This window comes from Streptomyces sp. NPDC059832 (genome assembly GCF_042731715.1).
Classification (GTDB): Bacteria; Actinomycetota; Actinomycetes; order Streptomycetales; family Streptomycetaceae; genus Streptomyces.
This window is the reverse complement of the sequence record NZ_JBHWIY010000017.1, coordinates 72199-95158: the sequence shown is the minus strand read 5'-3', so window position 1 is coordinate 95158 and position 22960 is coordinate 72199. Positions and strand designations below refer to the sequence as shown.

Sequence of the window (22960 nt, the reverse complement as noted above, 5' to 3'; positions counted from 1 at the left end):
GAGGCCGGCCGTCAGGTGCGGGAGGAGCCGGACCGGGCCGCATCGAAGACGGCGGCAGGCCTGTCAGGAGCTGAGGACGGAGATGCCGTCTCCGAGCAGTTTCAGCCCGAGAACGAAGAACAGGACGGCCATCACGGCGACATTGTGCTGAGCGGCCCAGTCCTTCCAGTTGCCGAGGGTGGTCCTGGCCCGCTCTCCCCCGAGCAGGAAGACTCCCAGCGGGACCAGCAGGCCGAGGGTGGCGATCAGGACAAAGATGGCCAGGGATGCGATCTGCTGCCCGACCGGCAGGCCGGCCGAGCCGATCGCGGCGCCCGCGGCGATGGTCAGCGGGGCGTTCTTGGCGTTGAGCGCGGCCAGGGCCAGTCCGAGTGCGAAGACCTTGACCGGCGTGAGGCGGTCGATCGCGCCCATCCACTTCGGCAGCTGGGCCTGCGAGGGATCCTTGGGACGCCGATGCCATTGCCGAGCGCCGAAGAGGACGAGGAGCACGCCCAGAGCGAGCTTGAGGGCTCCCACCCAGGTGGCCGGCTGATTGTGGGCGGAGGCACCTGCGGGGGAAGCGATCGCCAGCATCACCGCGCCCAGTGCCGAGAGTCCCAGGATCCAGCCGACGGTGAACAGGACTCCGTTGAGACGCCCCCGGGGCGTGGCGAGTACGAGGATGATCGCGATGATCGGGAGCGGGCTGACCGCGACGGCGGCCGAGAAGCCCAGTACGTCGCCGAGAACCTGGCCCATGGTTGCCTCCCTGTGGGGTCGGCGTGGCGATCCGCAGCAGGACTCGGAAGCGGGTGCCACGACCGCCTGGGCGGCGCGACGGGCGGTTGCGTGATCGGCTGCGCCGCTGTGGTCAGGGCCGCGCGTGAGGGGCTGCCAGGAGGGGCGACGCCGACGTACTCGGCCTGTCCCGATTCCATCCTCCTGCGCCCGGCCTGATCTGTCCTCGGGAGCGGACGCGGCACGGAACGCAATGACGTCGCGCCCAGGAGCCGAGATGCGAGGCAGCGCATCCGTGGTGAGGATTGATGTGTGAGGGCGATGGCGTCCCATGTTCCGGGCGCTTGGCGACCTTGCATCGATCGGTGGCAGGAGAATCTCACGATGACTGCGGCGACAGGGGCGGTCCGATCAGCTCACCCCGAGCGGCCAGGCAGGTCGGACGGGGTCTGCAGCGAGTTCACCGTCTTCACCAGGATCAAGCCGGGCGAGGCCGATGCCCTGCGTGAGGATCTCGCCACGCTCTCCGACGCGGCGGACGACGAGAAGGTCCACGCAGCGGTGCGCCAGATCGGCACCCTGCATGACGCACGGCACGTGATCTTCGACAACGACACCCGGTTCATGTTCGCCAGCGTCTTCGACGGCTCCTGGGACACCTACATCGACGACTTCGCCCAGACGGTGGTCGGGTCCCGCTTCGACAAGGTCTTCTCGCACAGCGAGGGGTTCCCCGGCGTCAGCGATCCGGGAGCCAAGGACTGGTTCGTCGCCCACCAGGCGCCTGCGGGGGTCTTCGTCAGCGCCTACCCCGATCTGACCGTTCAGCAGATCTACAAGGACCAGCGAGTGGACGACGCGTTCCAGGACGTGCTGGACACCCCGGAGTTCCGGGCGGCGCTGGACAACCCGGCGAACGCCGAGCTGGTGGCCACCCCGGCCTTCCAGAAGCTGCTGGCGGAAGCCTCGGCCTAGAACCGGGACACGACCGACCCTCAGAGCCGACCCCACATCTGTGGACCGCGTCGGCGGGCGCGGACCAGTCGCTGCCGGGGCTGTCCGGGCGGCGACCGATGTGGAGGCACGAGCAGGCATGAATGCGACGGCAAGCAGCAGCACGGCCGGCGGGCGCGTCGAGATCGACGACGTCCAGAGCGGGGCACTGCGTCCACGGCCCGTGCCCTACGAGGGAAAGTTCGTCTTCCTGCGCGTCGATGACCGCCAGGCCGGGCGCGCCCTGCTGCGGCGGCTGATTCCCATGACCTCGGGTGGCCTGCCCGGCGCTGATCGGAGGCAGGACGCCTGGGTGGCTGTGGCGTTCACCTACCAGGGGCTGAGGGCCCTGGGGGTGCCACAGGAGTCGCTGGACAGCTTTCCGCGGGCGTTCCGTGAGGGCATGGCCGCTCGGGCGGAGAAGATCGGCGACGTGGGCGAGAGCGCACCGGCCCACTGGGAGGCACCGTTCGGAACGGGCGATGTCCACATCGCGTTGAGCGCGCTCTCCTCGGATACGGCCCGGCTGGAGGAGGAACTGGAGCGGGCCCGTCTCGCCTACGAGGAGACCCCCGGTGTCCAGGTGATCTGGCAGCAGGAGGTACGCCAGCTCCCGACCGGGCGCACCACCTTCGGCTTCCGTGACGGCATCAGCCACCCGAACATCGAGGGCGTCGGGCTGCCCGGCTCCAACCCGCAGGAAACCCCCATCAAGGCGGGCGAGTTCATCCTCGGCTACCCCGACGAGACCGGCAGCCTGCCGCCCATGCCCGGCCCCGATGTGCTGGGGCGCAACGGGACCTACGTGGCCGTCCGCAAGATCCACACCAATGTGGCGGCCTGGCGCCGATACCTGCGCGCGAACAGCTCCGGCGCCGAGGAGGAGGCGCTCCTGGCGGCGAAGATGGTCGGGCGCTGGCCCAGCGGGGCGCCGCTGACCCTCGCGCCGGAGCACGATGATCCGGAGCTGGCGGCCGATCCGCACCGCGTCAACAACTTCCTGTACCGGGAGAACGACGATCGCGGCTTCCGGTGCCCCGCCGGTGCGCACATCCGGCGCACCAACCCCCGCGATTCCACCATCATCGGCGACGCACGGATGCACCGCCTCATCCGTCGCGGCACCACCTACGGGCCGCCGCTGCCCGAGGGCGTGCTGGAGGACGACGGTGCCGACCGGGGCCTGGTCGGAGTCTTCATCGGGGCCCACCTGGAACGGCAGTTCGAGTTCATCAAGGCCGAGTGGGTCAACGACGGCAACTTCATCGGCTACCCCGGCGAGCAGGACCCGGTGGCCGGGCATCACGGCGGAACCGGCACCGTCACCATCCCCGAGAAGCCGGTCCGGCGTCGCCTGCGGAACCTGCCCGGCTTCGTGGTCACCCGTGGTGGCGAGTACTGCTTCCTGCCGGGTCTGCGTGCCCTGCGCTGGCTCGCCGAACTGGAGGACTGACGGCAAGGCCCACCCCCCAGGTCCGATCATGCTCTCCGAGGAGAGGTCGAAGTCATGGCAGCGCAGTTCGTCCGCTACACGCCTGATGTCGAAGACGCTGACCCGCACTTCGACGAGAACCTGCGGACGGTGATCGAGAAGACCGAGAGCTACATCGCCGAGTCGGTCGAGGCCGGTGGTACCGGACAGGCCCTGCGCGACGCCCACGCCAAGGGCTACGGGCTGGTCCGGGGGGAAGTGGAGATCCTGGACGGGCTTCCCCCCGAGTACGCCCAGGGCATCTACGCGACCCCGGGAACCCACGATGCGCTCATCCGCTTCTCCAACGGTTCGCCCCACGCCGGAGCCGACGCGCGACTGGGCGCCGCCACCGGACTGGCGCTGAAGATCTTCGGCGTCCCCGGCCCGACCCTGCTGGAAGACGAACCGGACACAGGCACATTCGACTACGCCAACATCAACGGACCGATCTTCTTCTGCAACACGGTCGAGCACTATCTGTTCATCCAGGAATTGTTCCTGAACGCGCCGGCCTACTTCTCCCGGGGACGGCCCGGCGCGCATCGCTTCTTCACCGATTTCGTGACCGGAAAGGGCACGCTGGACCAGGACAACTGGGCGTGGGACGAATTCCTGGCCTTCCTGCGCCTGTCGAAGACTCCCCCGGCCAACCTTTTGCTGTCGAGCTACTGGACGATGGGCGCGGTCCGGCACGGGGACTACATCGCCAAGGTGCGCATCACCCCCGAGCCGTCCTCCGCCGCCGCGGTGGTCCGCCGCGACATCGACCCGGCCTCCGCGCAGGAGGTCTTCCGGCCGGCCCTCCAGGCCGAACTGCAGGAACGGCCCTACGCCTTCGACATCCAGGTCCAGCTCTGCACCGACCTGGAGCGCATGCCGGTGGAGGACACCACCGTGGAGTGGCCCGAACAGCTCTCGCCGTCCGTCACCGTGGCGAAGCTGCGGCTGCCGCGGCAGGACATCTCCGGCCCGGAGAACCTGGAGAAGATGGACTCGCTGTCCTTCACGCCCTGGCGGGTCACCGCCGAGCACGCGCCCCTCGGCAACATCATGCGGGCCCGCAAGGAGGTCTACCGGCGATCCTCCATCACGCGCCACGAGCTCAACCGACAGCCGCGGACAGAACCCCGCAGCGCCGACGAGGTACTTGGCCCACCCCGATGAAGCCGACCGGCACCGGGGCAAGCGCCCGCCCCGGCCCCCTCACCCCGCCTGTCCGCCCGGGGCGTCGTGGAGGCCGCCGGGTTCGGCGACGGGTGTCGCGTCGCGCATGCCGGGCAGTACGTATCCCTCCCCCTCGTCCCACGGGACGTCGACGTCATCCAGGTGGACGTGCCACTGCGCTCCCCCGACGGCGCGGCGCAGCTCGGTGACGGAGTCGAGCACATGGGCCGTCACCGGCAGCCACCGGCCGGGGTCGCTCGGCAGTTTCGTGGACCCGGCGACGATCTCGTCGTCCTCGTCGCCGTCACCCGGGCCGTACAGGTACAGGCTCTCCTCGTCGTCGTACGGGAAGGACTCCCTGCGGGCGGCGACGACGCGCTCGATCACGGCGGACTCGGCCCCGGTCAGCGGCTCCGCCCGGCGGGCGCTGTAGTAGACAGAAACGCTCATGGCCCGAGCGTACGGCGGGGGTCCGACAACGCCGGCCGGTCCACCGGCCCTGATCCGCCGGGCAGGCCCGCCCTACCCCAACGCCCGCTCCACGCGCCCCGCGAGGCCGTCCCAGGGGCGGCACTCGACCACCGGCAGCCCGTGCCGGGCCGCCTGGTCGGCGAGCCAGTGCGAGTACGCGGCACTGACCTGTGCCCGGTGCCGCTGCTCGCCGCTGTCGGGCTCCCGGGAGGCGTAGTTGGCGGTGATCCGGTCCGGGTCCTGTTCGTGCAGGAACACCGCCCGTACCCGGCGTCCGGCCGCCCGTCCCTCGCGGATCGCTTCCGCCGCGGCGGCCGGGGTGAGGTAGTCGCCCTCGATCACGGCGGGCACGTCGACGGTCAGGCGGTTGCGGACCACGCCCAGCACCGCGGGTTCGAGGGCCCGTGCGGTGGCGATCTGGAGATCCAGCACCTGGTCGACGGTGAGCCGCGCCGTGTCGGGGATGCCGTCGAAGTGGTGGAGTGCGGGGTGGTGTTCGGCTGTCGTCATGGCCTCGACGGCGCTGACGACGTCGTCGAACTCGACCACGAACCCTTTCGACTCGTCCGATGCACCGGCCAGTTGGGCCGCCGCCCGGCTCTTGCCGACGCCCGAAGCCCCACCGATCAGCAATATGTCCCATGATGTCGCTGTCACGGGGCGAACGTATCGCGTGGGCTCCGTGTCCGTCGTCGGCGCTGGCGCTACGGTGACCCGAGTACCGGCCCTCGCAAGGGCGGAGCCGACCGGACGGGCCGTGCGGGGAGAGCAAGGAGAGCGGGGAGAGCAACCATGGGCGAGCCCCTGAAGACCTTCGTCGGCGGTGCCGAAGTCGACGTGCCCAACAGTATTCCGGCCATCCGGGCCACACTGCCCGAGGAGAGACGCGAGGAGTTCGACCGCGCCATCAACGAGGCGGGTGTGCACGAGATCCAGGCCGTGATGCGGCACTGGATGCTGGAGGCCGTACCCGATCCCGAGGCCGAACGGATCCTGGACCGGCTGGCGCAGGACGAGGCCGAGAGGCGGAGCGTCGCTTGAGCTTCCGTATCTCCTACGCACCGCCCGCCGACGACTCCCTGGCCAAGATGCGCGACGGCGAGACCTTCCGCGCCGAGATGGCCCGCACCCTGGGTCTCGACCCGTACGGACACGGGTCGTCGGCCGTCAAGAGCGAGCGCGACCGCCGCGAGGCGACGGTCGCCGGGGCGATCGTGCTCTATTACGTCTCCGGGTCCGTCCTGATCGTCACCGTGGTGAGGCTCGTCCCGCTGCCCTGAACCGGCGCCGGCCCGACTCCTAGGAACCGGCGGGGACTTCGATGATCCGGCCGTCCTTGTCCACGCTGTGGGTCCGCCAGTACTTGTCCCACTTGTCGTCCACGTGCTCGGGGACCTTGCCCTTCGGGTACCGGACGTACCCCTTCGGCGGGTCCTCGTCGTCGGACACGCAGGCCGATCCGGTGCCCCCGATCGTCATGACCGGGTACTCGCCGCCGCCGCAGATCGCGTCCTCCAGCGAGCAGCCCGTGGTCAGCGCCGCCACGGTGACGGAGGCCAGGGCGAGCCCCACTGCGGAACGGCTCAGGCGGCGTCCGCTCCTCGCGGACGCCCCCCGGCCGAGTCGACTGATCCCATACATGTTCGCTCCTCGTCGCCGGCTGGTACTACCAGCCTGCACGGGGCGCGAAACTCCGATCATGAGTACGAATACTCACGTGCGGGACGCCACGTACTCGTCCGCCCCTAGGGCTGTCCCGTAATCCCTGGCGGGCGTGCGACGACAGCTACGGCACCTCGCCGCGTTGTCGGAACGCCCGAATACATCCAGTATTCGGGCGTCCCTCCGCCTTGCGATGCACCGCATCTGACGCCGCACGCTGATCCACCAGGGATTACGGGACAGCCCTTAGGCCAGCTTCGCGGCCTGCGCCTCGACCACCGCGGTCGGCAGCTCGAAGTCCCCGCCGCCGCCCATCGCTGCCAGGTTCATCGAGGAGAACGAGGCGAACGAGGCGCCCTGACGCATGGCCACGAGCTTGAATTCGACCTTCTCCCCACCCTGTTCCACCTGAACGGACCAGGCTGCCGCCTCCTCGCCGCCCTTGACCTGCTCCTCGGTGATCTTGCTGACCTTCTGCTTCTCACCGGCCGCCGTGAACGCGAAGCCACCGGCGCACTCGGTGGCCGCGGTGCGCAGCGAGGCGACCGACTCCTGCGCGCCCCTGCCGTCGTACGAACCGAGGGCCAGCTGCGTCGTCGTGATGTCGAACGCCGCCTTGAACGCCTCCTCGGCGTCCCCGCTGTCCTGCTTGTCCAGGCTGCTCTTCTTCGGTTCGCTGACGACCGTGCGCTTGGTGAACGCTCCCGGCTCACCGACCTGCGCACCCATCAGCGCGTCGGCGAACGGGGTGCAGACCTCCTTCTCGACCTTGATGTCGTCGGCGGAGACCACATCCTTGGCCGCGGCCTTGGAGATCTTGTGCCCCTTGACGTCGCCCTGGGTCAGCGCGGCCTTCTCCAGCTCGGCGGCGGTCAGCGCCTTGCCCGCGGGCGCGGCGGCCGCGGACTCCTTGCCCTTGGCGTCCGCCCCCTTGTCCCCGGAACCGGAGTCCGAGCCGCCGCCGCACGCGGTGGCGAGCAGGGCCAGGGACACCGCGGTGGCGGCAACAGCGGTACGGCGTACGGCGGTGGAGCGCATGGTCCGGTCCGTCTCTATGAGCTGGGTGTTCGGTTTTGCTCACTCTATGAGCGGAAATTGGTTTGATGATCAATCAAGTCGGGCATGGGATGCGATCGTGACGGCGCTGTGATCATCCCGTGAAGGCGCCGTCCGTCATCGCGACCCGCACCGGAGCCCGACCCGGAGACCGGCCCGGAGGCACAATTGCTCCCATGCAGACAGACGGAACAACCTCGGCCGTGCTCCGCTCCGTTGGGCTGACGGAGGACCGGATCGCCCGATGCGCGCCGCTCGCCGGAGGCACGTTCAACACGGTCTCCCGGGTGACACTCACGGACGGCAGCGAGCAGGTGGTGAAGATACCGCCGCCCTCGACCCCCGGAACGCTGATGGGCTACGAGCGCGATCTGCTGGTCAACGAGGCCACGTTCTACACCTCCGCGGACGGTTCGGCGCCGGTCCCCCGTGTCCTGCACAGCGAGCTCGACCCGGCCGCGCCGACCGGCCCGTACGTGATCATGTCGGCCCGCCCGGGGCGCCCCTGGCACGAACTCACCGGCGCCGCATCCGCCGACACCCTGTCCGGTGCCGAGGAGCGCCTGCTCAGGAAGGACCTGGGGCGGATCATCGCCCGGCTGCACGCCGTCACGAACCCCGCGGGCTTCGGCTACCCCTCCCTGGCGGTGGGCCCGTTGACCCCGTCCTGGCGGCAGGCGTTCACCGCGATGACCGACGCCGTCCTCGCCGACGCGGACACCTACCGCGCCCGGCTGCCGCGCCCGACGGCCGGTATCCGTGCCCTGCTCGCCGCCGCGTCGCCCGTGCTCGACGACGTCGCGCGGCCCGCCCTGGTCCACTTCGACCTGTGGCAGGGCAACCTTCTCGTCGACGGCGAGCCCGGTGCGCGGACCATCGGCGGGATCGTCGACGGCGAGCGGATGTTCTGGGGCGACCCGGTCGCCGACTTCGTATCGCTCGCCCTGTTCGGGAACATGGAGGAAGACGAGGACTTCCTCGCCGGGTACGCGGACGGCAGCGGACGACCGGTGGTGTTCGGCACGTCCGTGCGGCTGCGACTGGCGCTCTACCGCTGCTATCTCTACCTGATCATGCTGGTGGAGACCGTCCCGCGCCGCGCTTGCGGGGAGGACCTGGAATGGGCGTGGACAGAGGTCGCCCCGCAGCTCGAATCGGCCCTGGCGGACGTGGAGTCGGCACTGCGGACAAGGGACTGAGCGCGGCGCCCGCCTCCCGTCGGCCTCGGAGCCTGTCGGGTGACCTCCGATCGAAGGTCACCCGGCAGGCTCTCAGCCGGTCAGGGCCCGCTGGGCGTCGTGCAGATTGGGCGGCCACACCGCTTCCGGTGTGCCGTACGCCTCCAGCCGGGTGTGCAGATCGCCGGTGAAGTCGGGGACGTCGATCTGGTCGAACTCCGTCACCTCGCTGATGCCGACCGTCGCGCTGTACGGGGCGAGTCCGTCGATCCGCATCAGGCCCGCCCGGCCGTTGGTGACCCGGATGTTCCAGTGCGTGAAGCGGGCGCCGAAGAGCGGCCCCGCGCTCGCGTCGCCGCCGTGCCGCCCGTTGTTGTTCACCGTGATGTCGGTGCGGACATTGGCGAACGGCATGCCCCGGTGGGAGTCGAACGTCCCCATCTCCATCACGCCGCGCGACCACACGTTGTGACTGGACAGGCCCTCGACGTTGATGCCGTGCAGTTGCGTCCCGGCGGGCGCGGGAACGGTGCGCCGCTCGATCGTGAAGTCCTCGATCAGGTTGTCGTGCGAGCCCTCGCGGCAGTAGTACGGATGGTGCGAGCCGCGCCCGGCGACCTTCGTACGGCGCAGGGTGCAGGCGGAGGCGGCGATCAGGCCGAAGCCGTTGTCGACGTGGCGGACGGTGATGTCGACGGCCCAGCAGTCGTACGCGCACTGGAAGGCGACCCCGTTGTACCCCTTGTCGAGCAGATGCGGCGACTGCGGGGTCTCGACCGCTTCGAGCGTGAGGCCCTCGACGCCGGAGCCGGTGAGCGGGGTGACGAGGGTGGTCAGCCGCGGATCCCACTCGGGGCGGACATCGAGCGGGAGCGGGCGCTCCAGTGTGACCCGATGGCCGTGCACGGAGGTGACGCGGACCGGCCACTCGTAGGGGACGTACGAGGTCAGCTTGGTCTTGTCGTCCCAGTAGTAGGCCTCGGGACCGGGGCCGCCGCCCGCCATGTGCTCCAGGAGCGTGTGGCCTGCGTCGTCGGCGAGCCGGAGCAGGACGAGCCCGCCGCGCCTCAGCCCCGTCGTGTCCCGGACGGTGATCGAGCGGTCGCCCCGGCGGGCGGGGGCGACGGTGGTCAGCGTCCGCCACTCGTCGCGCCGGTTGCCGGTCCAGCCCTCGAAGGGCCAGGACTTCGCCCTGATCGCGTCGGTGAGCGAGGCCCAACGGTCCGTCGGGCAGAGCCAGATGAGGCCGCCGGCCCAGGACCAGCTGGACTTGTCGCCGCCGTACCGGCTGCCGTACGTCCCGATCAGCTCGGTGAGGTTCCTGGTCGCGTACAGCTTGGTGCGCCCGCTGCCCGCGCCGCGCACCACCACGTCGCTGTGGCCGATCCGGATGATGTCGTCGATGCGGTACGTGCCTTCGGGGATGAGTACCGTGCCGCCGCCGCGCTCTCCGGCGTCGGCGATGGCGCGGTTGATCGCGGGGGCGGCGTCCGTGGAGCCATCGGGCTTCGCGCCGTAGTGCCGGACGTCGGCAACGAAGCCGCGGCCGGTTCGGCGGGGCGGGCGGGAGCCGCTTCGGTAGCCGGCCCGGCCGATGAACGGGATCTGCGGATGGGTGAACGGGGCGGCGGCGAACTCCCGCCAGAGCGGGGTGGCCGCTCGCGATCCGCCGACGGGCACCCGGCCCTCCGCGGCGGCTGCCGTGCCGCTGCCGGTGGTGCCGGTGACCGCCGTCGCGGCGACAGCCACGGCACCGGCCAGCAACCCACGCCTGCTGATGTTCCCCTCGACCGCCATGTATCCGAGCGCCATGAATCCGAGCCGCCTTTCATCCATGTGAACGACGTTCATATCTGCGTCGGCGGCGAGCATGCCACGGCCCCGCCGCACGACGAAAGAGGCGTGCAGCGGTGAATCTTCAGGCGGGTTCCATCAGTTGGGCCGGTCGGCAGGGCCTCGGTCCGGCCGGTCGGCCGCGCCGCGGCCCACAGCCACGCCGCGGCCCACAGCCACGCCGCGGCCCGCAGGTCATCCGGCCGGGCGCTGGGTCAGATGCGTGAACGCGTCCAGGTTCCGGGTGGATTCGCCGCGCGACACCCGCCACTCGTACTCCTTGCGGATCGCGCTCGCGAAGCCCAGCTCCAGCAGGGTGTTGAAGGAACCGTCGGCCGCTTCGAGGACCGTGCCGAGCAGCCGGTCGAGCTCCTGCGGGGTGACCACGGAGAGCGGCAGCTTGCCGACCAGATAGATGTCGCCGAGCCCGTCGATCGCGTAACTCACCCCGAAGAGGCGGAGGTTGCGCTCCAGCAGCCAGCGGTGGACCGCGGCGTCGTTCTCGTCCGGGTGGCGTACGACGAAGGCGTTGAGGGAGAGCGAGTGCTTGCCGACGCGCAGCGAGCAGGTGGTGGACAGCTTGCGCGTGCCGGGCAGTTTGACCACGTAGTCACCCGGCCCGGGGCTCTCCCATTCGAGCCCGGCGTCCTTCAGGGTCGCCTCGATGACCTGCGCGACCCGCGTCGTCGCCGCTTCGCTCGGTGCCGCTCCGCCGGGTACGTCAGCCATGGTGCGAGCGTACGTCAGCCATGGAGCGAGCGTACGCGGCGGCGGTGTTCCTGCATCGCGGCCGTGTACACGTCGGCGGTCGCGGACGCGGCGGTGTCCCAGCCGAAGCCCTGGGCGTGCGCGGCGGCCGCCGCGCCCATCCGGGCGACCAGTTCCGGCGCGTCGGCGAACCTGGCCAGCGCCTGCGCGTACGCCTGCGGATCGTGCCCGGGTATCAGGAAGCCGCTGACCCCGTCCCGCACCGCCACCGGGAGACCGCCCACGGCCGCCGCGACGACGGGGGTGCCCGCCGCCTGCGCCTCGATGGCGACCAGTCCGAAGGACTCGCTGTGCGAGGGCATGACCAGCACGGAAGCGGCCCGGAACCAGTCGGCGAGCTGCTCCTGCCCGACCGGCGGCTGGAACCGTACGACATCGGCGATGCCCAGCCGCGCCGCCAGCTTCTGCAGCCCCTCCGGCTTGGCCAGCCCGCTGCCGCTCGGGCCGCCGACGACCGGCACGACCATCCGGGAACGCAGCGTGGGATCGCGGTCCAGCAGGACGGCGACCGCCCGCAGCAGCACATCGGGGGCCTTGAGCGGCTGGATGCGGCCCGCGAAGAGCGGGATCAGGGCGTCCTTCGGCAGTCCGAGGCGCGCCCGTGCCGCGGCCCGCCCGTCGGCGGGGCTGAAGCGGTCCAGGTTGACCCCGGGGTGGACGACGGCGACGGACCCGGGATCGGCCTCGTAGAAGCGGACGAGCTCGTCCGCCTCCTCGGCGGTGTTGGCGATCAGCCGGTTCGCCGCGTCGACGATCTGGGTCTCGCCGATGACGCGGGCCGCCGGCTCGGGGGTGTCGCCCGCCGCGAGCGCCGCGTTCTTGACCTTCGCCATGGTGTGCATGGCGTGGACGAGCGGGACGCCCCAGCGCTGGGCGGCGAGCCAGCCGACATGGCCGGAGAGCCAGTAGTGGGAGTGGACGAGGTCGTAGTAGCCGGGGCGCTGGCCGGCCCACGCCTGCATCACGCCGTGCGTGAAGGCGCAGAGCTGGGCGGGCAGCTCCTCCTTGGCCAGGCCCTCGTACGGCCCCGCGTCGACGTGCCGGACCAGGACGCCGGGCGCCAGCTCGACCACCGGGGGGAGCCCGCCGGTGGTGGACCGGGTGAAGATCTCGACCTCGATGTTGATCGCGGCGAGGCGCCTGGCCAGCTCCACGATGTAGACGTTCATCCCGCCCGCGTCGCCCGTGCCCGGCTGGTGCAGGGGCGAAGTGTGCACGGAGAGCATCGCGATGCGGCGGGGCTTGCGGTGGCCGCCGGGGAACGCGGCGGGGAACCTGAGGCGCGGTGCGACACGGCTGCTGCCGAGCCGGGAGACGTACTGATTCACGTCGTCCGGTCCTCCTCATCCAGGGCATGACACCGAAGGGACCCGAGCCCCTGCGAACGGCTGCAACAGCGGAATAGCTCCTTTCATTTCCGCTTTACCAAATCATTGCAGTGCGGGTCCCGCACTCCGGGCGGGCGGCACCCGCCCACCGGACCGGGCCCCGCGCCGCCCGACGCCCGCCGCGCGATCGTTACGCTCGCTTCATGCGCCCCATCGGCACCGCGACCCGCGGGACCACCAACCCGAACCGGCTCCGCCGCATGGACCGCTGGATCGCCGCCACCCACGGCCCGGCCCTGCGCCGCGCCGACCACCCCGTCGCCGTCGACCTCGGGTACGGCGCCGCGCCCTGGACCGCCGTCGAGCTCCTGCACCGGCTGCGCACCGCCGATCCGCGCACGTCCGTGGTCGGCATCGAGATCGACCCGGACCGGGTCGCGGCGGCGAAGCCGTACGAGCGCGAGGGCCTGACCTTCCTGCACGGCGGGTTCGAGATCCCGCTCCCCGAGCGCCCCGCCCTCATCCGGGCGGCGAATGTGCTGCGCCAGTACGACGAGGGCGAGGTCGCCGCGGTCTGGCGGCGGCTGTGTGCCCGCCTCGCGCCGGGCGGGCTCCTGGTGGAGGGCACCTGTGACGAGATCGGGCGCCGGCACGTATGGGTGGCGCTCGGCCCGGAGGGCCCGCGCACGGTCACCTTCGCGACCCGGCTCGCCTCCCTGGACCGCCCGTCCGACCTCGCGGAACGCCTGCCCAAGGCGCTGATCCACCGCAATGTGCCGGGCGAACCGGTCCACGCGTTCCTGCGGGACTTCGACCGGGCGTGGGCCGCGGCGGCCCCGTACGCCTCGCTGGGCGCCCGGCAGCGCTGGATCACGGCGGTGCGGTCGCTGTCGGGCGACTGGCCGCTGGCCGACGGGGTACGGCGGTGGCGCCAGGGCGAAGTCACGGTGAAATGGACCGCCCTCCGGCCCAACCCGTAGCCCAACTCACGCTGAACAGGACCCGTGAGGCCGTGTCCGGGGAGGCGGACGGGAACGGGAACGGGGCATCGTTCGTCCAGACAGAGGGGAGCAGGGGAAGCCGGGGGGAGTCGAAGGGGCGCCCGCCGGGGCTTCGGCCGTCGATCCGTGCGCCCGTCAGGACAGCAGGCGTGCGCCTCTGTTGCTTTTCGGTACGGCATGGCACGATCTCGACATCGGCGAAAAGTTACTGACGGTAAATCAGATTCATTCGGAGGGGAATCTCGTGAACCGACGTCACTGTGCCTCAGCCGCGATCACTCTGGTCTGCGCGCTGTCCGTACTCATCACGCCGGTCCAGGCCTTCGCCACGCCCGCGCCCCCATCCCCCTCCGACGGGCGGGCCGCCTCCGGGTCCGAGGCGCCGAAGAAGAGCCTCGAAGAGGTGCGCAAGGAGATCGACGCCCTCTACCGCAAGGCCGGGACGGCCACCGACGCGTACAACCTCGCCGAGGAGAAGGCCAAGAAGCAGTCCGGCGAGATCGTGAAGCTGGCCCGCGCCATAGTCGTGGGCCAGTCGAAGATCGCCGAGCTCAAGAGCCAGGCCGGCGCCCAGGCCCGCGAGCAGTACCGCACCGGCGGACTGCCGCCCGGCGCCCAGTTCATGCTCAGCGACGACCCGCAGCTGTTCCTGGACGGGGTGAGCCGCGTCAGGGAGGGCCAGCAGGCCGCCCAGGGCGTGCTCGGCGAACTGACCAGGACCCAGCAGGACCTGGAGACGTACACCAAGGACGCGAGCACCAACTGGAAGAAGCTCGAAGCCAACCGGATCAAGCAGGCCAAGGCCAAGAAGAAGATCAACGCGCAGATCGACGCCGCGAAGAAGCTGGAGTCGCGGCTGAAGAAGGAGGAGCGGGCCCGCCTGCTCAAGCTGGAGCAGGAGGCCGAGTACAAGCAGCAGGCGGCCTGGCTCAGCTCCGGCGCCCTGAAGGACATCAACCGCAAGGCGAGCGCGAGCGGCAAGGAGGCGGTGGCCTTCGCGACCGCGCAGATCGGCAAGCCGTACGTCTGGGGCGCCGAGGGCCCCAAGTCGTACGACTGCTCGGGGCTCACGTCACAGGCCTGGGCGGCAGCGGGCCGGCCGATCCCCCGCACTTCGCAGGAACAGTGGCGGCTGCTGCCGCACATCGCCATCAAGGACATGCGCCCCGGCGACCTGATCATCTACTTCGGTGACGCCAGTCACGTGGGCATGTACATAGGCGACGGCGCGATCGTGCACGCCCCCCGCCCCGGCCGCAACGTTACGCTGGCGGGCGCGGGCTCGATGCAGATCCTCGGCGTCGTACGCCCGGACAAGTAACCGCCGCCGCCCCGGCAGATCGGGCCGCGCCCGGCAGGGCGGGCCCGTCCGGTGACCGGGCTCGTCCGGGCGGGCCCGTCCGGTGACTGGGCCCGGCGGGGCGGGCCCGTCCTGCGACCGGGCCCGTCCTGCGACCGGGCCCGTCCTGCGACCGGGCTCGTCCGGCAGATCGAACCCGTCCGGCGGTTGAGGACAAGGCGCTCCCCGGACGCCCCCGGACACCTTGCCGGACGCCCCACGGCACCCCGCCCGGCCCATGTGCGTGACCCGCGCCACCCGCCGCCCACCACCCCGCGTGACCTTTGTCATGCCCGGACACCCGCCCCCACCCCGGCCCATCTCGCCGGATCCGTGACCTGACGCGGCTTATGGCTGTGCATATGCCGGAGGCCGATCCCGGAACGCCATTCCGTTCCCCCGCCGCGGACCGCTATCGTCCCCGTCTGGCAGGTCGTCGATCGTCGTCCCGCCGCGCCCTCGGGGGGAGGGAAGGAAACCCGAACCGATGCCCGTACCCGTACCGCAGCAAGGTGCCGACGCCGCTGCGGAGGCCTCCCACGGCGCCGACCTCACCCTCCTGGTGATCGAGGACGACCCGGCGGGCACCTTCACCGTCCCCGAGCTCCCGGCCGCGGCCGGCACGAGGGTGCGTATCCGCACCGCCCGCAATCTGACCGAGGCGGGCCGACTCCTCACGGACGACGTCGACTGCATCCTGCTGGACCTCGCCCTGCCCACCGGCAGCGAGACCCGCGCCTCCGTGGCCGGGGACGCGGCGGAAGCCGACGAGCTCGCCACCCTCAAGCACGTCCTGCGGATCGCCCCGCGCCACGCGGTCCTCGCCCTCACGGCGGAGGACGACACCGAGCTGGCCGCCGCGGCGGTACGGGTCGGCGCCCAGGACTACCTCTTCCGCGACGAACTCGACGGCCGGCTGCTCAGCCGCACCATCCGGTACGCCGTAGAGCGCAAGCGCGCCGACATCGCCCAGCGCCGGCTCACCGAGTCCACGCTGCGCGCCCAGGAGAACGCCCGCCTCGAACGCGGCCTGCTCCCCACACCGCTGCTCGACGGCTCCGATCTGCGTTTCGCGGCCCGCTACCGCCCCGGCCGCAGCCGCGCGCTGCTCGGCGGGGACTTCTACGACACGGTCCGCACGCCCGACGGCACCGTCCACGCGATGATCGGCGACGTCTGCGGACACGGCCCCGACGAGGCGGCGCTCGGCGTGGAACTGCGCATAGCCTGGCGGGCGTTGACCCTGGCCGGGCTCTGCGGCGACGAACTGCTCTCCACCCTCCAGCAGGTACTGGAGCACGAGCGGGAGAGCGAGGAGATCTTCGCGACGCTCTGCACCGTGGACATCGCCCCCGACGGCCGGCGCGCCGGACTCTGCCTGGCGGGCCACCCCGCCCCGCTGGTCGCCCGGCCCGGACAGGCCGCGCACCTTCTCCCGTACGAGGACGGCGGACCGGCCCTGGGCCTGCTGCCGCGCGCACGCTGGCCGCGCCGACAGGTGGACCTCGGCGGCTCCTGGAGCCTGATGATGTACACGGACGGGCTGATCGAGGGGCGCGTGGGCCCGGCAGGCACTCAGCGGCTGGGCCAGGACGGCATGGTCGCGATGATCAACCGGCAGCTGGCGGAGGGGCTCACCGGCGAGGATCTCCTGGAGGCCGCGGTCACCCAGGTGCGGGAGCTGAACGGCGGCGAACTGACCGACGACGTCGCGGTCCTCCTGCTCGACCGCGACCAGGAACACGTCCGCCGCCGGATCCCCGACGGCGACCGGGGCCGGAGCATCCCGCGCCCCCGCCCCGGATCGGCGTCACCCACGGCCCGCGTGAGCGCGGCGAACCCCGCGAACGCTCAGCGCCCGCCGTTGTAGGGCCCGTACGGACCGTCACTGCTGGAGCCGCCGCGCCGGCCTCGGCCGCCACCCGAGACCGCCTGAAGGGCGGGTCGCACGTCCACCAGGAAGACGATGGAGGCGACCGCCCCCGCGAGCTGCAGGAACAGCATGGGCACGAAGAGGTTCACGGCGACGGTGATGCCGAGGATGAGCAGCCAGAAGGACTTCTTCTGCTTGTCCGCGGCCCGGTAGGCGTCCTCACGGGCCATCGCGGCCATGATCAGTGCGACCACGGCCAGCACGAGCATGACCATGTAGAGCAGCCAGACGAGTGTGCTGAATCCTGTGAGCAACATGGTGTGTGCACCGCCTAATAAGTGGATGAGCGCCTCGCGGCCAAGGTACCGGGACAACGGACCGGGCACCCCTGAAGGTGCCCGGCCCACGCCCCGCTACACACTGCGGCGGGGGGGGGGAGAGCAGAAGGGGGGGGGGGGAGGGGGTGGTTGGGTGGTGGGGGGGGGGGGGGGTTTTTTTGTCGGGAGGGGGCCCCCCCCCCCCCCACGACCCTAACCTTCGTTGCCTGCCCGGTGGATGCCGAACACCGCACCCTGCGGGTCCCGTACGACCGCGATCCGCGGCCCGTCCGGAATATCGGTCGGCGGCATCAGCAGTTCGCCACCGGCTCCCTGCGCCGTCGCGGCCGTCGCGTCGACATCCGTCACGGCGAAGTACGGCAGCCAGTTCGGCGGCGCCTCCGGCGGGAACCTGTCGTCCATGATCTGCATCCCGCCGAAGTCCTCACCGGCCACGCCCCACTGCGTGTAGTGCTCCGACGCGGCGTTCACCGTCCATCCGAAGACCGCGGGATAGAAAGCGAGCGCCGGGTCGGCCTCACGGGTGACGAGTTCGACCCAGCCGAGCGCACCGGGGTCGTTCAGCCGCTCGGCACCGGCGAAGGCGCGCGCCTGCCACAACGAGAACACCGCGCCGGACGGATCGGCGACGACCGCGAACCTGCCCTGGTCGAACACGTCCATCGGGCCCACCAGGAGCGAGCCGCCCGCCGACTTCACCTGCTCGACCGTGGCGTCCGTGTCCTCGGTGGCGAACGAGACCGTCCAGGCCGTCGGCCGACCCGGCTGGTAGATCGGGCTGAGCGCCGCCACTCGCGCGTCGCCGAGGTGCGCCATCGTGTAGCCGCCCGCCTCCTCGCGCGGATCGGTCTCGGAGCGCCAGCCGAAGAGTGCCGCGTAGAACGACTTGGCGGCCGGGATGTCGGGGGTGCTCAACTCGATCCAGCAGGGGCCGCTGGGCACGGGTTCGGTGAGCTTCATGCGGATTCCTCCGTGGGTGCGTGGGGCGCGTGGACGCGCACCTGCGCCTGCGCCTGTCCGTCCTTGCGCATTCGAACGCTATGACCTCGTGCGGGAGGCGGCCATCGGGGGAAAATGTTTTACGGGTGTAATACCTGCTAAAGTATTTGGGTGAGCGATACAACTATCCGGTCCCGGCAGCCCTCCGTCCGCAGACTCCCGCTGGCAGCTCCGCTGCGTCTCGCCCGGCCCTCGGACATGTGGTTCAAACCGGCGCTGAGCGTGGTCGTCGCCACCGCCGTACCGGATCTGGTGCTGCTCGCCGTCGACCGGCTCGACCTCGTGATGTACACGATGGCCGGTTCGCTCTGTGCGCTGTACGGCCACAACCTGCCGTACGCCCGTCGCGCGCGGGCCGTCGCCGGAGTCGTCGTCGCCATGATCATCGGCCTGGCGGCATCGCTGGTCGCGGCCTCTCTCACCGGCTCGACCGCCGTGCTGATCGCGGTCGGCGCGCTGCTCGCGGCGGGGCAGAAGACGCTCTGCGACGCCACCCGCATCGGTCCGCCCGGACCGGTGATCTTCACCTTCGTCACCTCCGCCGCGCTCTTCGCCCCGCAGCGTCTCGGCCAGGTGCCGGGTCATCTCGCGCTGACCCTGGGCGCGGGCGTGATCGCCTGGCTGGTCACGGCCGGCCCCGCGCTCCTCCGCCGGGAGGGCCCGGAGCGCCGGGCGACGGCCCGCGCCCTCGACGCGGCCGCGGCGTACCTCGCCGATCCCGGCCACCGCACCCGGCACGCCGCTGCCGCCGCCGTGCACGCGGCCTGGCAGACCCTGCTCGCCGCCGGACGCCCCACACCCGTACGCCGGGCGCTCGAACGCCTCGTCGTGCACGCCGAAGCCGCCCTCGCCGAAGGCACCCTCGACGCCTCCCCGGCCGTCCCCGCTCCCGACCCCGGCCGGCTCCGCGCCTGGGCCCGGGAGACCCGCGCCCGCGGCCCCGTGCCCACTCCGCCGCCCGCCCCCGGCACGTCCGAGGAACTGTTCGGCATCGAGGCCGAACGGACGGCCCGGCGCGGTGGCAGCCGCCGCGACGCCCGCCGCGCGCTGCTGCGCAGCCTCGCCCCGGGCTCCCCGCTGCTGCCCATCGGCGCCCGCGCGCTCATCGGCTGCGCCCTGGCCGGCTACGCCTCCCAGGCGGCCGGCGTCGGCCGTCCCTACTGGGCGATCGTCACCGCCGCCTCGCTGTACCAGGCAAATGTGACCTTGTCCTGGAACCGGGCCCTCCAGCGCACCCTCGGCAATCTGCTCGGCGTCCTCGTCTTCGCCGCGATCCTCCCGGTCAGCCGCACCGGCCCGCTGGCCCTCATCGGCTTCTGCCTGTTCTTCGGCTTCGCCGCCGAGGCCCTGATCACCCGCAACTACTGGCTCGGCTCCGTCGCCGTCACCCCGATGGCACTGCTGGTCCTGGAATTCGGCGGCACCCACCCGGCCGGTGAACTCATCGGAGACCGGGTCCTGGACACCGTCATCGGCGCCGGGGTGGGCATCCTCGCCGCCATGCTGGTGACCAACCGCCGGGCCGCCGGACGCCTGGAGAAGGCACTGGCCGCCACCGATCTGGCCCGCGCCCGCGCCGTGCACGCGCTGGCCGCCCCGCAGCCCGCGCCCGCCGCGCTCGACGCCGCCCGCCGCGAACTGACCGGATCGCTCGTCGAGCTGCGCGAGGCGGACGACACCGCGGCGGGCGAATGGTGGCAGCGCGCCCTGCCCCAGGAGCAGGTCCTCGCCGCCGAGCAGGCCGGACACCGTACGCTCGCCGCGACAGCAACACGGCGGGGGCCGATCGCCCGCGCCCCGGAGAACGGAGCGGTGTGACCGACGACATCGTCGCCTCGGTGGTACGGCAGTGGCAGGCCGTCAACCCGGAGCTGGACACCGGACCGATGGAACTCATCGGCCGCATCAACCGCTGTGCGGCCCTGCTCCAGCAGGCGGAGGACGCCCCGCTGCGCGCCGCCGGTCTGACCCGCGCCGAGTTCGACCTGCTCGGTGCCGTACGCCGTACCGACCGCGAACTCACCCCAGGCGAACTGGCCAGGGAGACCTTCTCGTCCGGCGCCGCGGTGACCAAGCGCCTGCGGGTCCTCCAGGAGCGCGGTCTGGTCGACCGGCGCGGCGACGACCGCGACCGCCGCGTCAACCACGTCCGCCTCACCGAGCAGGGCCGCGAGTTGGTGGACATGCTGTTGCCCCGGCAGCTCGCGTACGAACGCACGGTGTTGTCCGGCCTCGACGAGCAGTCCCGTACCCGGCTCAGCGCCCAGCTCAGCGAGCTGCTGGTGCAGCTGGAGGGGCGTATCGGCGGCGCCCGGCACTGAACCGGAGGCAGGTCCGCGGGGCGGTGCGAGGTCCGCGCCTTAGGCGCCGGAAAATACCGCGCGGACGCCGGTACACCGCTGCTAATGTCCACCGCATGAAGCGCGCTGCCATGACGACGACGCCGGAGAGTGTCCCGGCGCGCTGACAGCTGTGCAGTGAGAAGCCCCGGGGCGAGTGCCCCGGGGCTTCGCCTTGCGGTCACCCGCCCGACGACCGCGAGGAGACCGCCATGTACGACCACCGCAAGCTCGGCCGCGAGCTGGGCCTGTTCGACACCGACCCGCTGATCGGCGCGGGGCTGCCCTACTGGCTGCCCGACGGCGCCGCCGTGCGGCACACCCTGGAGGAGTACATCCGCACCGCCGAACGGCGGGCCGGCTACCGGCACGTGTACTCGCCGGTGCTCGGCAAGCGGGAGCTGTACGAGATCTCCGGGCACTGGTCGCACTACAACGACGACATGTTCCCGCCGATGGACCTGGGCGGGGAACAGGTGGTGCTGCGGCCGAGCCTGTGTCCGCACCACGCGGTCATCTACCGTTCCCGCTCGCACAGCTACCGCGAACTGCCGCTGCGCATGGCCGAGCTGGGCGGCATGTACCGCTCCGAGCTCTCCGGAGTGCTCGGCGGACTGACCCGTGTGCGGTCCATCCAGCTGAACGACGCGCACATCTTCTGCACCCCGGACCAGGTGGCCGAGGAGGCGCGGGCCGCTCTGGAGCTGATCGGTGCGGCGTACCGGGCGCTGGGCATCAGCGCGGCCCGCTACCGCCTCTCCCTCCCGGGCGCGGGAGGCAAGTACGTCGACGACCCGGCGATGTGGCAGCGGTCCACCGCGCTGCTGACCGAAGTCCTCGACCGCTCGGGGGTGCCCTACGAGGCGGCCGAGGGAGAGGCCGCGTTCTACGGCCCCAAGATCGATGTGCAGGTCGCCGACGGCGCGGGCCGCGAGTCGACCCTGTCCACCGTGCAGATCGACTTCCATCAGCCGGTCCGGTTCGACCTGCACTACATCGGTGCCGACGGCGCGAAACACCGGCCGGTCATGGTCCACCGCAGCATCATCGGCAGTGTGGAGCGGGCCGTCGCGCATCTGATCGAGGCGCATGGCGGCGCCCTCCCCGCCTGGCTCGCCCCCACCCAGGTGGCGATCCTCCCGATCTCCGGCGCCGAACTGCCGGTCGCCGAGGAGCTCGCCCGGCACTGCGCCGACCTGGGACTGCGGGCCGAGATCGCCGGACCGGAGCGCGGCACCCTGGGCGCCCGCATCCGGGAGGCGCGCCTGGCGCCCTGCCAGGCGGTCATCGGGGCCAGGGAAGCGGCCGAAGGACACGTGGCCCTGCGCCTGCGCGACGGAACCCGGCTGGAGCCGCAGCCCGCGGACGAGGTTCTCGCCCGGATCGCCGCCCTGGTGGATGCGCACAGCATCGAACTCCGGGCGTAGGGACCCCGGCCGGCCCGGAACCCGGAGCAGGCCGCCGGAGCGGACCACCGTGTTCGGGTGGTCCGCTCCGGCGCGCGCTCCTCCCCGGCTGCCCGGCAGGGATCACTCAGACCGTGCCCAACAGCGCGGCGGACACGTGGAGTTCCTCGGCGCGACGGGCGAGCGCCGCGTCGTCGCCGCGGTCGGCGGGTGCCGACGCCATCAGGGCGAGCCGGTCGCGCCAGCTCGATCCCGCCAGCGGTACGGCCACGGTGTTCATGCCCCGGACCGACTCCCCGCGGCTGAGCGCGTATCCGCGGGAGCGGATTACCTCCAGCTCGGCGAGCAGCGCGGAGCGCGAGGTGACGGTGCTCGGCGTGGCCGCGGGCAGCTCCTCCCGCGGGTAGAGGGCGCAGACCTGTTCCGTCGTCATCCGGGAGAGCAGCAGCTTGCCGCCCGACGTGGCGTGGGCGGGGTGCGTACCGCCGACCTCCGGCATCACCCGCACCGGATGCGGGGACTCGCGGCCGTCGGTGACGACGATCCGGTCGCCGATCAGCGCCGCACTCTGCACCGTCTCGCCGGTCCGCCGCAGCGCGTCCTCCAGTACCGCTCCCAGCCGTTCGCGGACGGCCGTGCCGAATCCCGCCGGGCGGCCGAGCCGGACCAGCTCCGGACCGGCCGAGTAACCGCGGCCGGAGAAGTCCCGGATCGCGAAGCCGCGTCCCTCCAGGGTGCTGAGCACCCGGTGCGCGGTGGACCGGCCCACGGAGAGCAGCCCGGCCGCCTCGGAGACGGTGAGCGTGTCATGGGTGAGGAAGAGCTGCATCAGCCGGAGCCCGGTGTCCAGCGACTCGATGGTGTAGCCCCGATCGGGCCCCGTGGTGTGTCCGTTCCCCCTCGGTTCCGGTGTCAGTTCGGTGCCCCGGCCGTCCACCCGCCCATGAGTCATGAATGTGCTCCTTTCGATCCGGTTCGATCACATGTACGCCTGTCCCGTGCTGCGGGACAGGGTGGA

At 71.6% G+C, this 22960-nt stretch carries 23 protein-coding genes; 12 read left to right on the top strand and 11 right to left on the bottom strand.

Annotated features, from left to right (window positions below):
• Window positions 1-63: 63 nt before the first annotated feature.
• A complete protein-coding gene (locus ACFV8T_RS27475) occupies window positions 64-741 on the bottom strand; it encodes a GAP family protein (protein WP_385332392.1) in 678 nt (225 codons plus the stop codon).
• A gap of 363 nt (window positions 742-1104) precedes the next feature.
• Here ACFV8T_RS27475 and ACFV8T_RS27470 point away from each other — a divergent pair, with 363 nt between their 5' ends.
• The 3 genes from ACFV8T_RS27470 to ACFV8T_RS27460 all read left to right on the top strand — a co-directional run bounded on the left by ACFV8T_RS27470 (window position 1105) and on the right by ACFV8T_RS27460 (window position 4351).
• Window positions 1105-1695: a hypothetical protein gene (locus ACFV8T_RS27470; protein ID WP_385332389.1), complete on the top strand. Its 591-nt coding sequence runs from the start codon at window positions 1105-1107 to the stop codon at window positions 1693-1695.
• 118 nt (window positions 1696-1813) lie between these two features.
• Window positions 1814-3166, top strand: a complete 1353-nt coding sequence (locus ACFV8T_RS27465) for a Dyp-type peroxidase (protein WP_385332386.1) — start codon at window positions 1814-1816, stop codon at window positions 3164-3166.
• A 54-nt stretch (window positions 3167-3220) separates the two neighbouring features.
• On the top strand, window positions 3221-4351 hold the full coding sequence (locus tag ACFV8T_RS27460; protein WP_385332383.1) for a catalase family protein: 1131 nt from the start codon (window positions 3221-3223) through the stop codon (window positions 4349-4351).
• 39 nt (window positions 4352-4390) lie between these two features.
• On the opposite strand, the gene ACFV8T_RS27455 is transcribed toward ACFV8T_RS27460, so the two are convergent.
• Together ACFV8T_RS27455 and ACFV8T_RS27450 are read right to left on the bottom strand one after the other, a co-directional pair.
• The gene (locus tag ACFV8T_RS27455) at window positions 4391-4801 is read right to left on the bottom strand and encodes a hypothetical protein (RefSeq protein ID WP_385332380.1); all 411 of its coding nucleotides are present in this window, start codon (window positions 4799-4801) and stop codon (window positions 4391-4393) included.
• Window positions 4802-4873: 72 nt separating this feature from the next.
• The gene (locus ACFV8T_RS27450) at window positions 4874-5479 is read right to left on the bottom strand and encodes a hypothetical protein (RefSeq protein WP_385332377.1); all 606 of its coding nucleotides are present in this window, start codon (window positions 5477-5479) and stop codon (window positions 4874-4876) included.
• A 135-nt stretch (window positions 5480-5614) separates the two neighbouring features.
• Here ACFV8T_RS27450 and ACFV8T_RS27445 point away from each other — a divergent pair, with 135 nt between their 5' ends.
• Window positions 5615-5863 (top strand): hypothetical protein, encoded by a 249-nt coding sequence (locus ACFV8T_RS27445; RefSeq protein WP_266416166.1) that lies wholly within the window; start codon window positions 5615-5617, stop codon window positions 5861-5863.
• On the top strand, window positions 5860-6102 hold the full coding sequence (locus ACFV8T_RS27440) for a hypothetical protein (RefSeq protein ID WP_093540259.1): 243 nt from the start codon (window positions 5860-5862) through the stop codon (window positions 6100-6102). Before ACFV8T_RS27445 ends, ACFV8T_RS27440 begins: the two co-directional genes overlap by 4 nt.
• Before the next feature lie 19 nt (window positions 6103-6121).
• On the opposite strand, the gene ACFV8T_RS27435 is transcribed toward ACFV8T_RS27440, so the two are convergent.
• Both ACFV8T_RS27435 and ACFV8T_RS27430 read right to left on the bottom strand, forming a co-directional pair.
• Window positions 6122-6463, bottom strand: a complete 342-nt coding sequence (locus ACFV8T_RS27435) for an SCO0607 family lipoprotein (protein WP_385332373.1) — start codon at window positions 6461-6463, stop codon at window positions 6122-6124.
• Window positions 6464-6730: 267 nt separating this feature from the next.
• Window positions 6731-7522, bottom strand: coding sequence for a hypothetical protein (locus tag ACFV8T_RS27430; protein ID WP_385332371.1), 792 nt, complete (start codon window positions 7520-7522; stop codon window positions 6731-6733).
• Window positions 7523-7716: 194 nt separating this feature from the next.
• Here ACFV8T_RS27430 and ACFV8T_RS27425 point away from each other — a divergent pair, with 194 nt between their 5' ends.
• Window positions 7717-8739, top strand: a complete 1023-nt coding sequence (locus tag ACFV8T_RS27425) for a phosphotransferase family protein (protein WP_385332368.1) — start codon at window positions 7717-7719, stop codon at window positions 8737-8739.
• Window positions 8740-8811: 72 nt separating this feature from the next.
• Here the strand turns inward: ACFV8T_RS27425 and ACFV8T_RS27420 are convergent, their stop codons facing one another.
• The 3 genes from ACFV8T_RS27420 to mshA form a co-directional block, all read right to left on the bottom strand.
• Window positions 8812-10554: a glycosyl hydrolase family 28-related protein gene (locus ACFV8T_RS27420; RefSeq protein WP_385332366.1), complete on the bottom strand. Its 1743-nt coding sequence runs from the start codon at window positions 10552-10554 to the stop codon at window positions 8812-8814.
• Window positions 10555-10746: 192 nt separating this feature from the next.
• The gene (locus tag ACFV8T_RS27415; protein ID WP_385332364.1) at window positions 10747-11280 is read right to left on the bottom strand and encodes a YbjN domain-containing protein; all 534 of its coding nucleotides are present in this window, start codon (window positions 11278-11280) and stop codon (window positions 10747-10749) included.
• 14 nt (window positions 11281-11294) lie between these two features.
• Window positions 11295-12647, bottom strand: coding sequence for a D-inositol-3-phosphate glycosyltransferase (mshA, locus tag ACFV8T_RS27410; protein WP_385332361.1), 1353 nt, complete (start codon window positions 12645-12647; stop codon window positions 11295-11297).
• A gap of 203 nt (window positions 12648-12850) precedes the next feature.
• Between mshA and ACFV8T_RS27405 the strand changes: the two genes are divergently transcribed.
• From ACFV8T_RS27405 to ACFV8T_RS27395, 3 genes are all read left to right on the top strand, one after another.
• The gene (locus ACFV8T_RS27405) at window positions 12851-13627 is read left to right on the top strand and encodes a class I SAM-dependent methyltransferase (protein WP_385332358.1); all 777 of its coding nucleotides are present in this window, start codon (window positions 12851-12853) and stop codon (window positions 13625-13627) included.
• A gap of 265 nt (window positions 13628-13892) precedes the next feature.
• The gene (locus ACFV8T_RS27400; RefSeq protein ID WP_385332355.1) at window positions 13893-14969 is read left to right on the top strand and encodes a C40 family peptidase; all 1077 of its coding nucleotides are present in this window, start codon (window positions 13893-13895) and stop codon (window positions 14967-14969) included.
• A gap of 505 nt (window positions 14970-15474) precedes the next feature.
• Window positions 15475-16857 carry a PP2C family protein-serine/threonine phosphatase gene (locus ACFV8T_RS27395; protein ID WP_385332352.1) on the top strand — a complete coding sequence of 461 codons (1383 nt, stop codon included), beginning with the start codon at window positions 15475-15477 and terminating at the stop codon, window positions 16855-16857.
• Here ACFV8T_RS27395 and ACFV8T_RS27390 read toward each other — a convergent pair.
• Both ACFV8T_RS27390 and ACFV8T_RS27385 read right to left on the bottom strand, forming a co-directional pair.
• Complete coding sequence (locus ACFV8T_RS27390; protein WP_385332349.1) at window positions 16839-17177, bottom strand: DUF2516 family protein; 339 nt, start codon at window positions 17175-17177, stop codon at window positions 16839-16841. The two genes, ACFV8T_RS27395 and ACFV8T_RS27390, sit on opposite strands and share 19 nt — an antisense overlap.
• A 213-nt stretch (window positions 17178-17390) precedes the next feature.
• Window positions 17391-18158 carry a VOC family protein gene (locus ACFV8T_RS27385; protein ID WP_385332346.1) on the bottom strand — a complete coding sequence of 256 codons (768 nt, stop codon included), beginning with the start codon at window positions 18156-18158 and terminating at the stop codon, window positions 17391-17393.
• Window positions 18159-18308: 150 nt separating this feature from the next.
• Here ACFV8T_RS27385 and ACFV8T_RS27380 point away from each other — a divergent pair, with 150 nt between their 5' ends.
• The 3 genes from ACFV8T_RS27380 to thrS all read left to right on the top strand — a co-directional run bounded on the left by ACFV8T_RS27380 (window position 18309) and on the right by thrS (window position 21963).
• On the top strand, window positions 18309-20015 hold the full coding sequence (locus ACFV8T_RS27380; RefSeq protein WP_385332344.1) for an FUSC family protein: 1707 nt from the start codon (window positions 18309-18311) through the stop codon (window positions 20013-20015).
• The gene (locus tag ACFV8T_RS27375; protein ID WP_385332341.1) at window positions 20012-20518 is read left to right on the top strand and encodes a MarR family winged helix-turn-helix transcriptional regulator; all 507 of its coding nucleotides are present in this window, start codon (window positions 20012-20014) and stop codon (window positions 20516-20518) included. Before ACFV8T_RS27380 ends, ACFV8T_RS27375 begins: the two co-directional genes overlap by 4 nt.
• A gap of 230 nt (window positions 20519-20748) precedes the next feature.
• Window positions 20749-21963, top strand: a complete 1215-nt coding sequence (thrS, locus tag ACFV8T_RS27370; protein WP_385332338.1) for a threonine--tRNA ligase — start codon at window positions 20749-20751, stop codon at window positions 21961-21963.
• Between the two features lie 106 nt (window positions 21964-22069).
• On the opposite strand, the gene ACFV8T_RS27365 is transcribed toward thrS, so the two are convergent.
• A complete protein-coding gene (locus tag ACFV8T_RS27365; RefSeq protein WP_385332336.1) occupies window positions 22070-22894 on the bottom strand; it encodes an IclR family transcriptional regulator in 825 nt (274 codons plus the stop codon).
• Window positions 22895-22960: the final 66 nt, after the last annotated feature.

Excerpts from the sequence above, each read along its gene's own strand:
- ACFV8T_RS27475 (WP_385332392.1), bottom strand. The coding sequence starts at position 741 with ATGGGCCAGGTTCTCGGCGACGTACTGGGCTTCTCGGCCGCCGTCGCG.
- ACFV8T_RS27470 (WP_385332389.1), top strand. The coding sequence starts at position 1,105 with ATGACTGCGGCGACAGGGGCGGTCCGATCAGCTCACCCCGAGCGGCCA.
- ACFV8T_RS27465 (WP_385332386.1), top strand. The coding sequence starts at position 1,814 with ATGAATGCGACGGCAAGCAGCAGCACGGCCGGCGGGCGCGTCGAGATC.
- ACFV8T_RS27460 (WP_385332383.1), top strand. The coding sequence starts at position 3,221 with ATGGCAGCGCAGTTCGTCCGCTACACGCCTGATGTCGAAGACGCTGAC.
- ACFV8T_RS27455 (WP_385332380.1), bottom strand. The coding sequence starts at position 4,801 with ATGAGCGTTTCTGTCTACTACAGCGCCCGCCGGGCGGAGCCGCTGACC.
- ACFV8T_RS27445 (WP_266416166.1), top strand. The coding sequence starts at position 5,615 with ATGGGCGAGCCCCTGAAGACCTTCGTCGGCGGTGCCGAAGTCGACGTG.
- ACFV8T_RS27435 (WP_385332373.1), bottom strand. The coding sequence starts at position 6,463 with ATGTATGGGATCAGTCGACTCGGCCGGGGGGCGTCCGCGAGGAGCGGA.
- ACFV8T_RS27430 (WP_385332371.1), bottom strand. The coding sequence starts at position 7,522 with ATGCGCTCCACCGCCGTACGCCGTACCGCTGTTGCCGCCACCGCGGTG.
- ACFV8T_RS27425 (WP_385332368.1), top strand. The coding sequence starts at position 7,717 with ATGCAGACAGACGGAACAACCTCGGCCGTGCTCCGCTCCGTTGGGCTG.
- ACFV8T_RS27420 (WP_385332366.1), bottom strand. The coding sequence starts at position 10,554 with ATGGATGAAAGGCGGCTCGGATTCATGGCGCTCGGATACATGGCGGTC.
- ACFV8T_RS27415 (WP_385332364.1), bottom strand. The coding sequence starts at position 11,280 with ATGGCTGACGTACCCGGCGGAGCGGCACCGAGCGAAGCGGCGACGACG.
- ACFV8T_RS27405 (WP_385332358.1), top strand. The coding sequence starts at position 12,851 with ATGCGCCCCATCGGCACCGCGACCCGCGGGACCACCAACCCGAACCGG.
- ACFV8T_RS27395 (WP_385332352.1), top strand. The coding sequence starts at position 15,475 with ATGCCCGTACCCGTACCGCAGCAAGGTGCCGACGCCGCTGCGGAGGCC.
- ACFV8T_RS27390 (WP_385332349.1), bottom strand. The coding sequence starts at position 17,177 with ATGTTGCTCACAGGATTCAGCACACTCGTCTGGCTGCTCTACATGGTC.
- ACFV8T_RS27385 (WP_385332346.1), bottom strand. The coding sequence starts at position 18,158 with ATGAAGCTCACCGAACCCGTGCCCAGCGGCCCCTGCTGGATCGAGTTG.
- thrS (WP_385332338.1), top strand. The coding sequence starts at position 20,749 with ATGTACGACCACCGCAAGCTCGGCCGCGAGCTGGGCCTGTTCGACACC.
- ACFV8T_RS27365 (WP_385332336.1), bottom strand. The coding sequence starts at position 22,894 with ATGACTCATGGGCGGGTGGACGGCCGGGGCACCGAACTGACACCGGAA.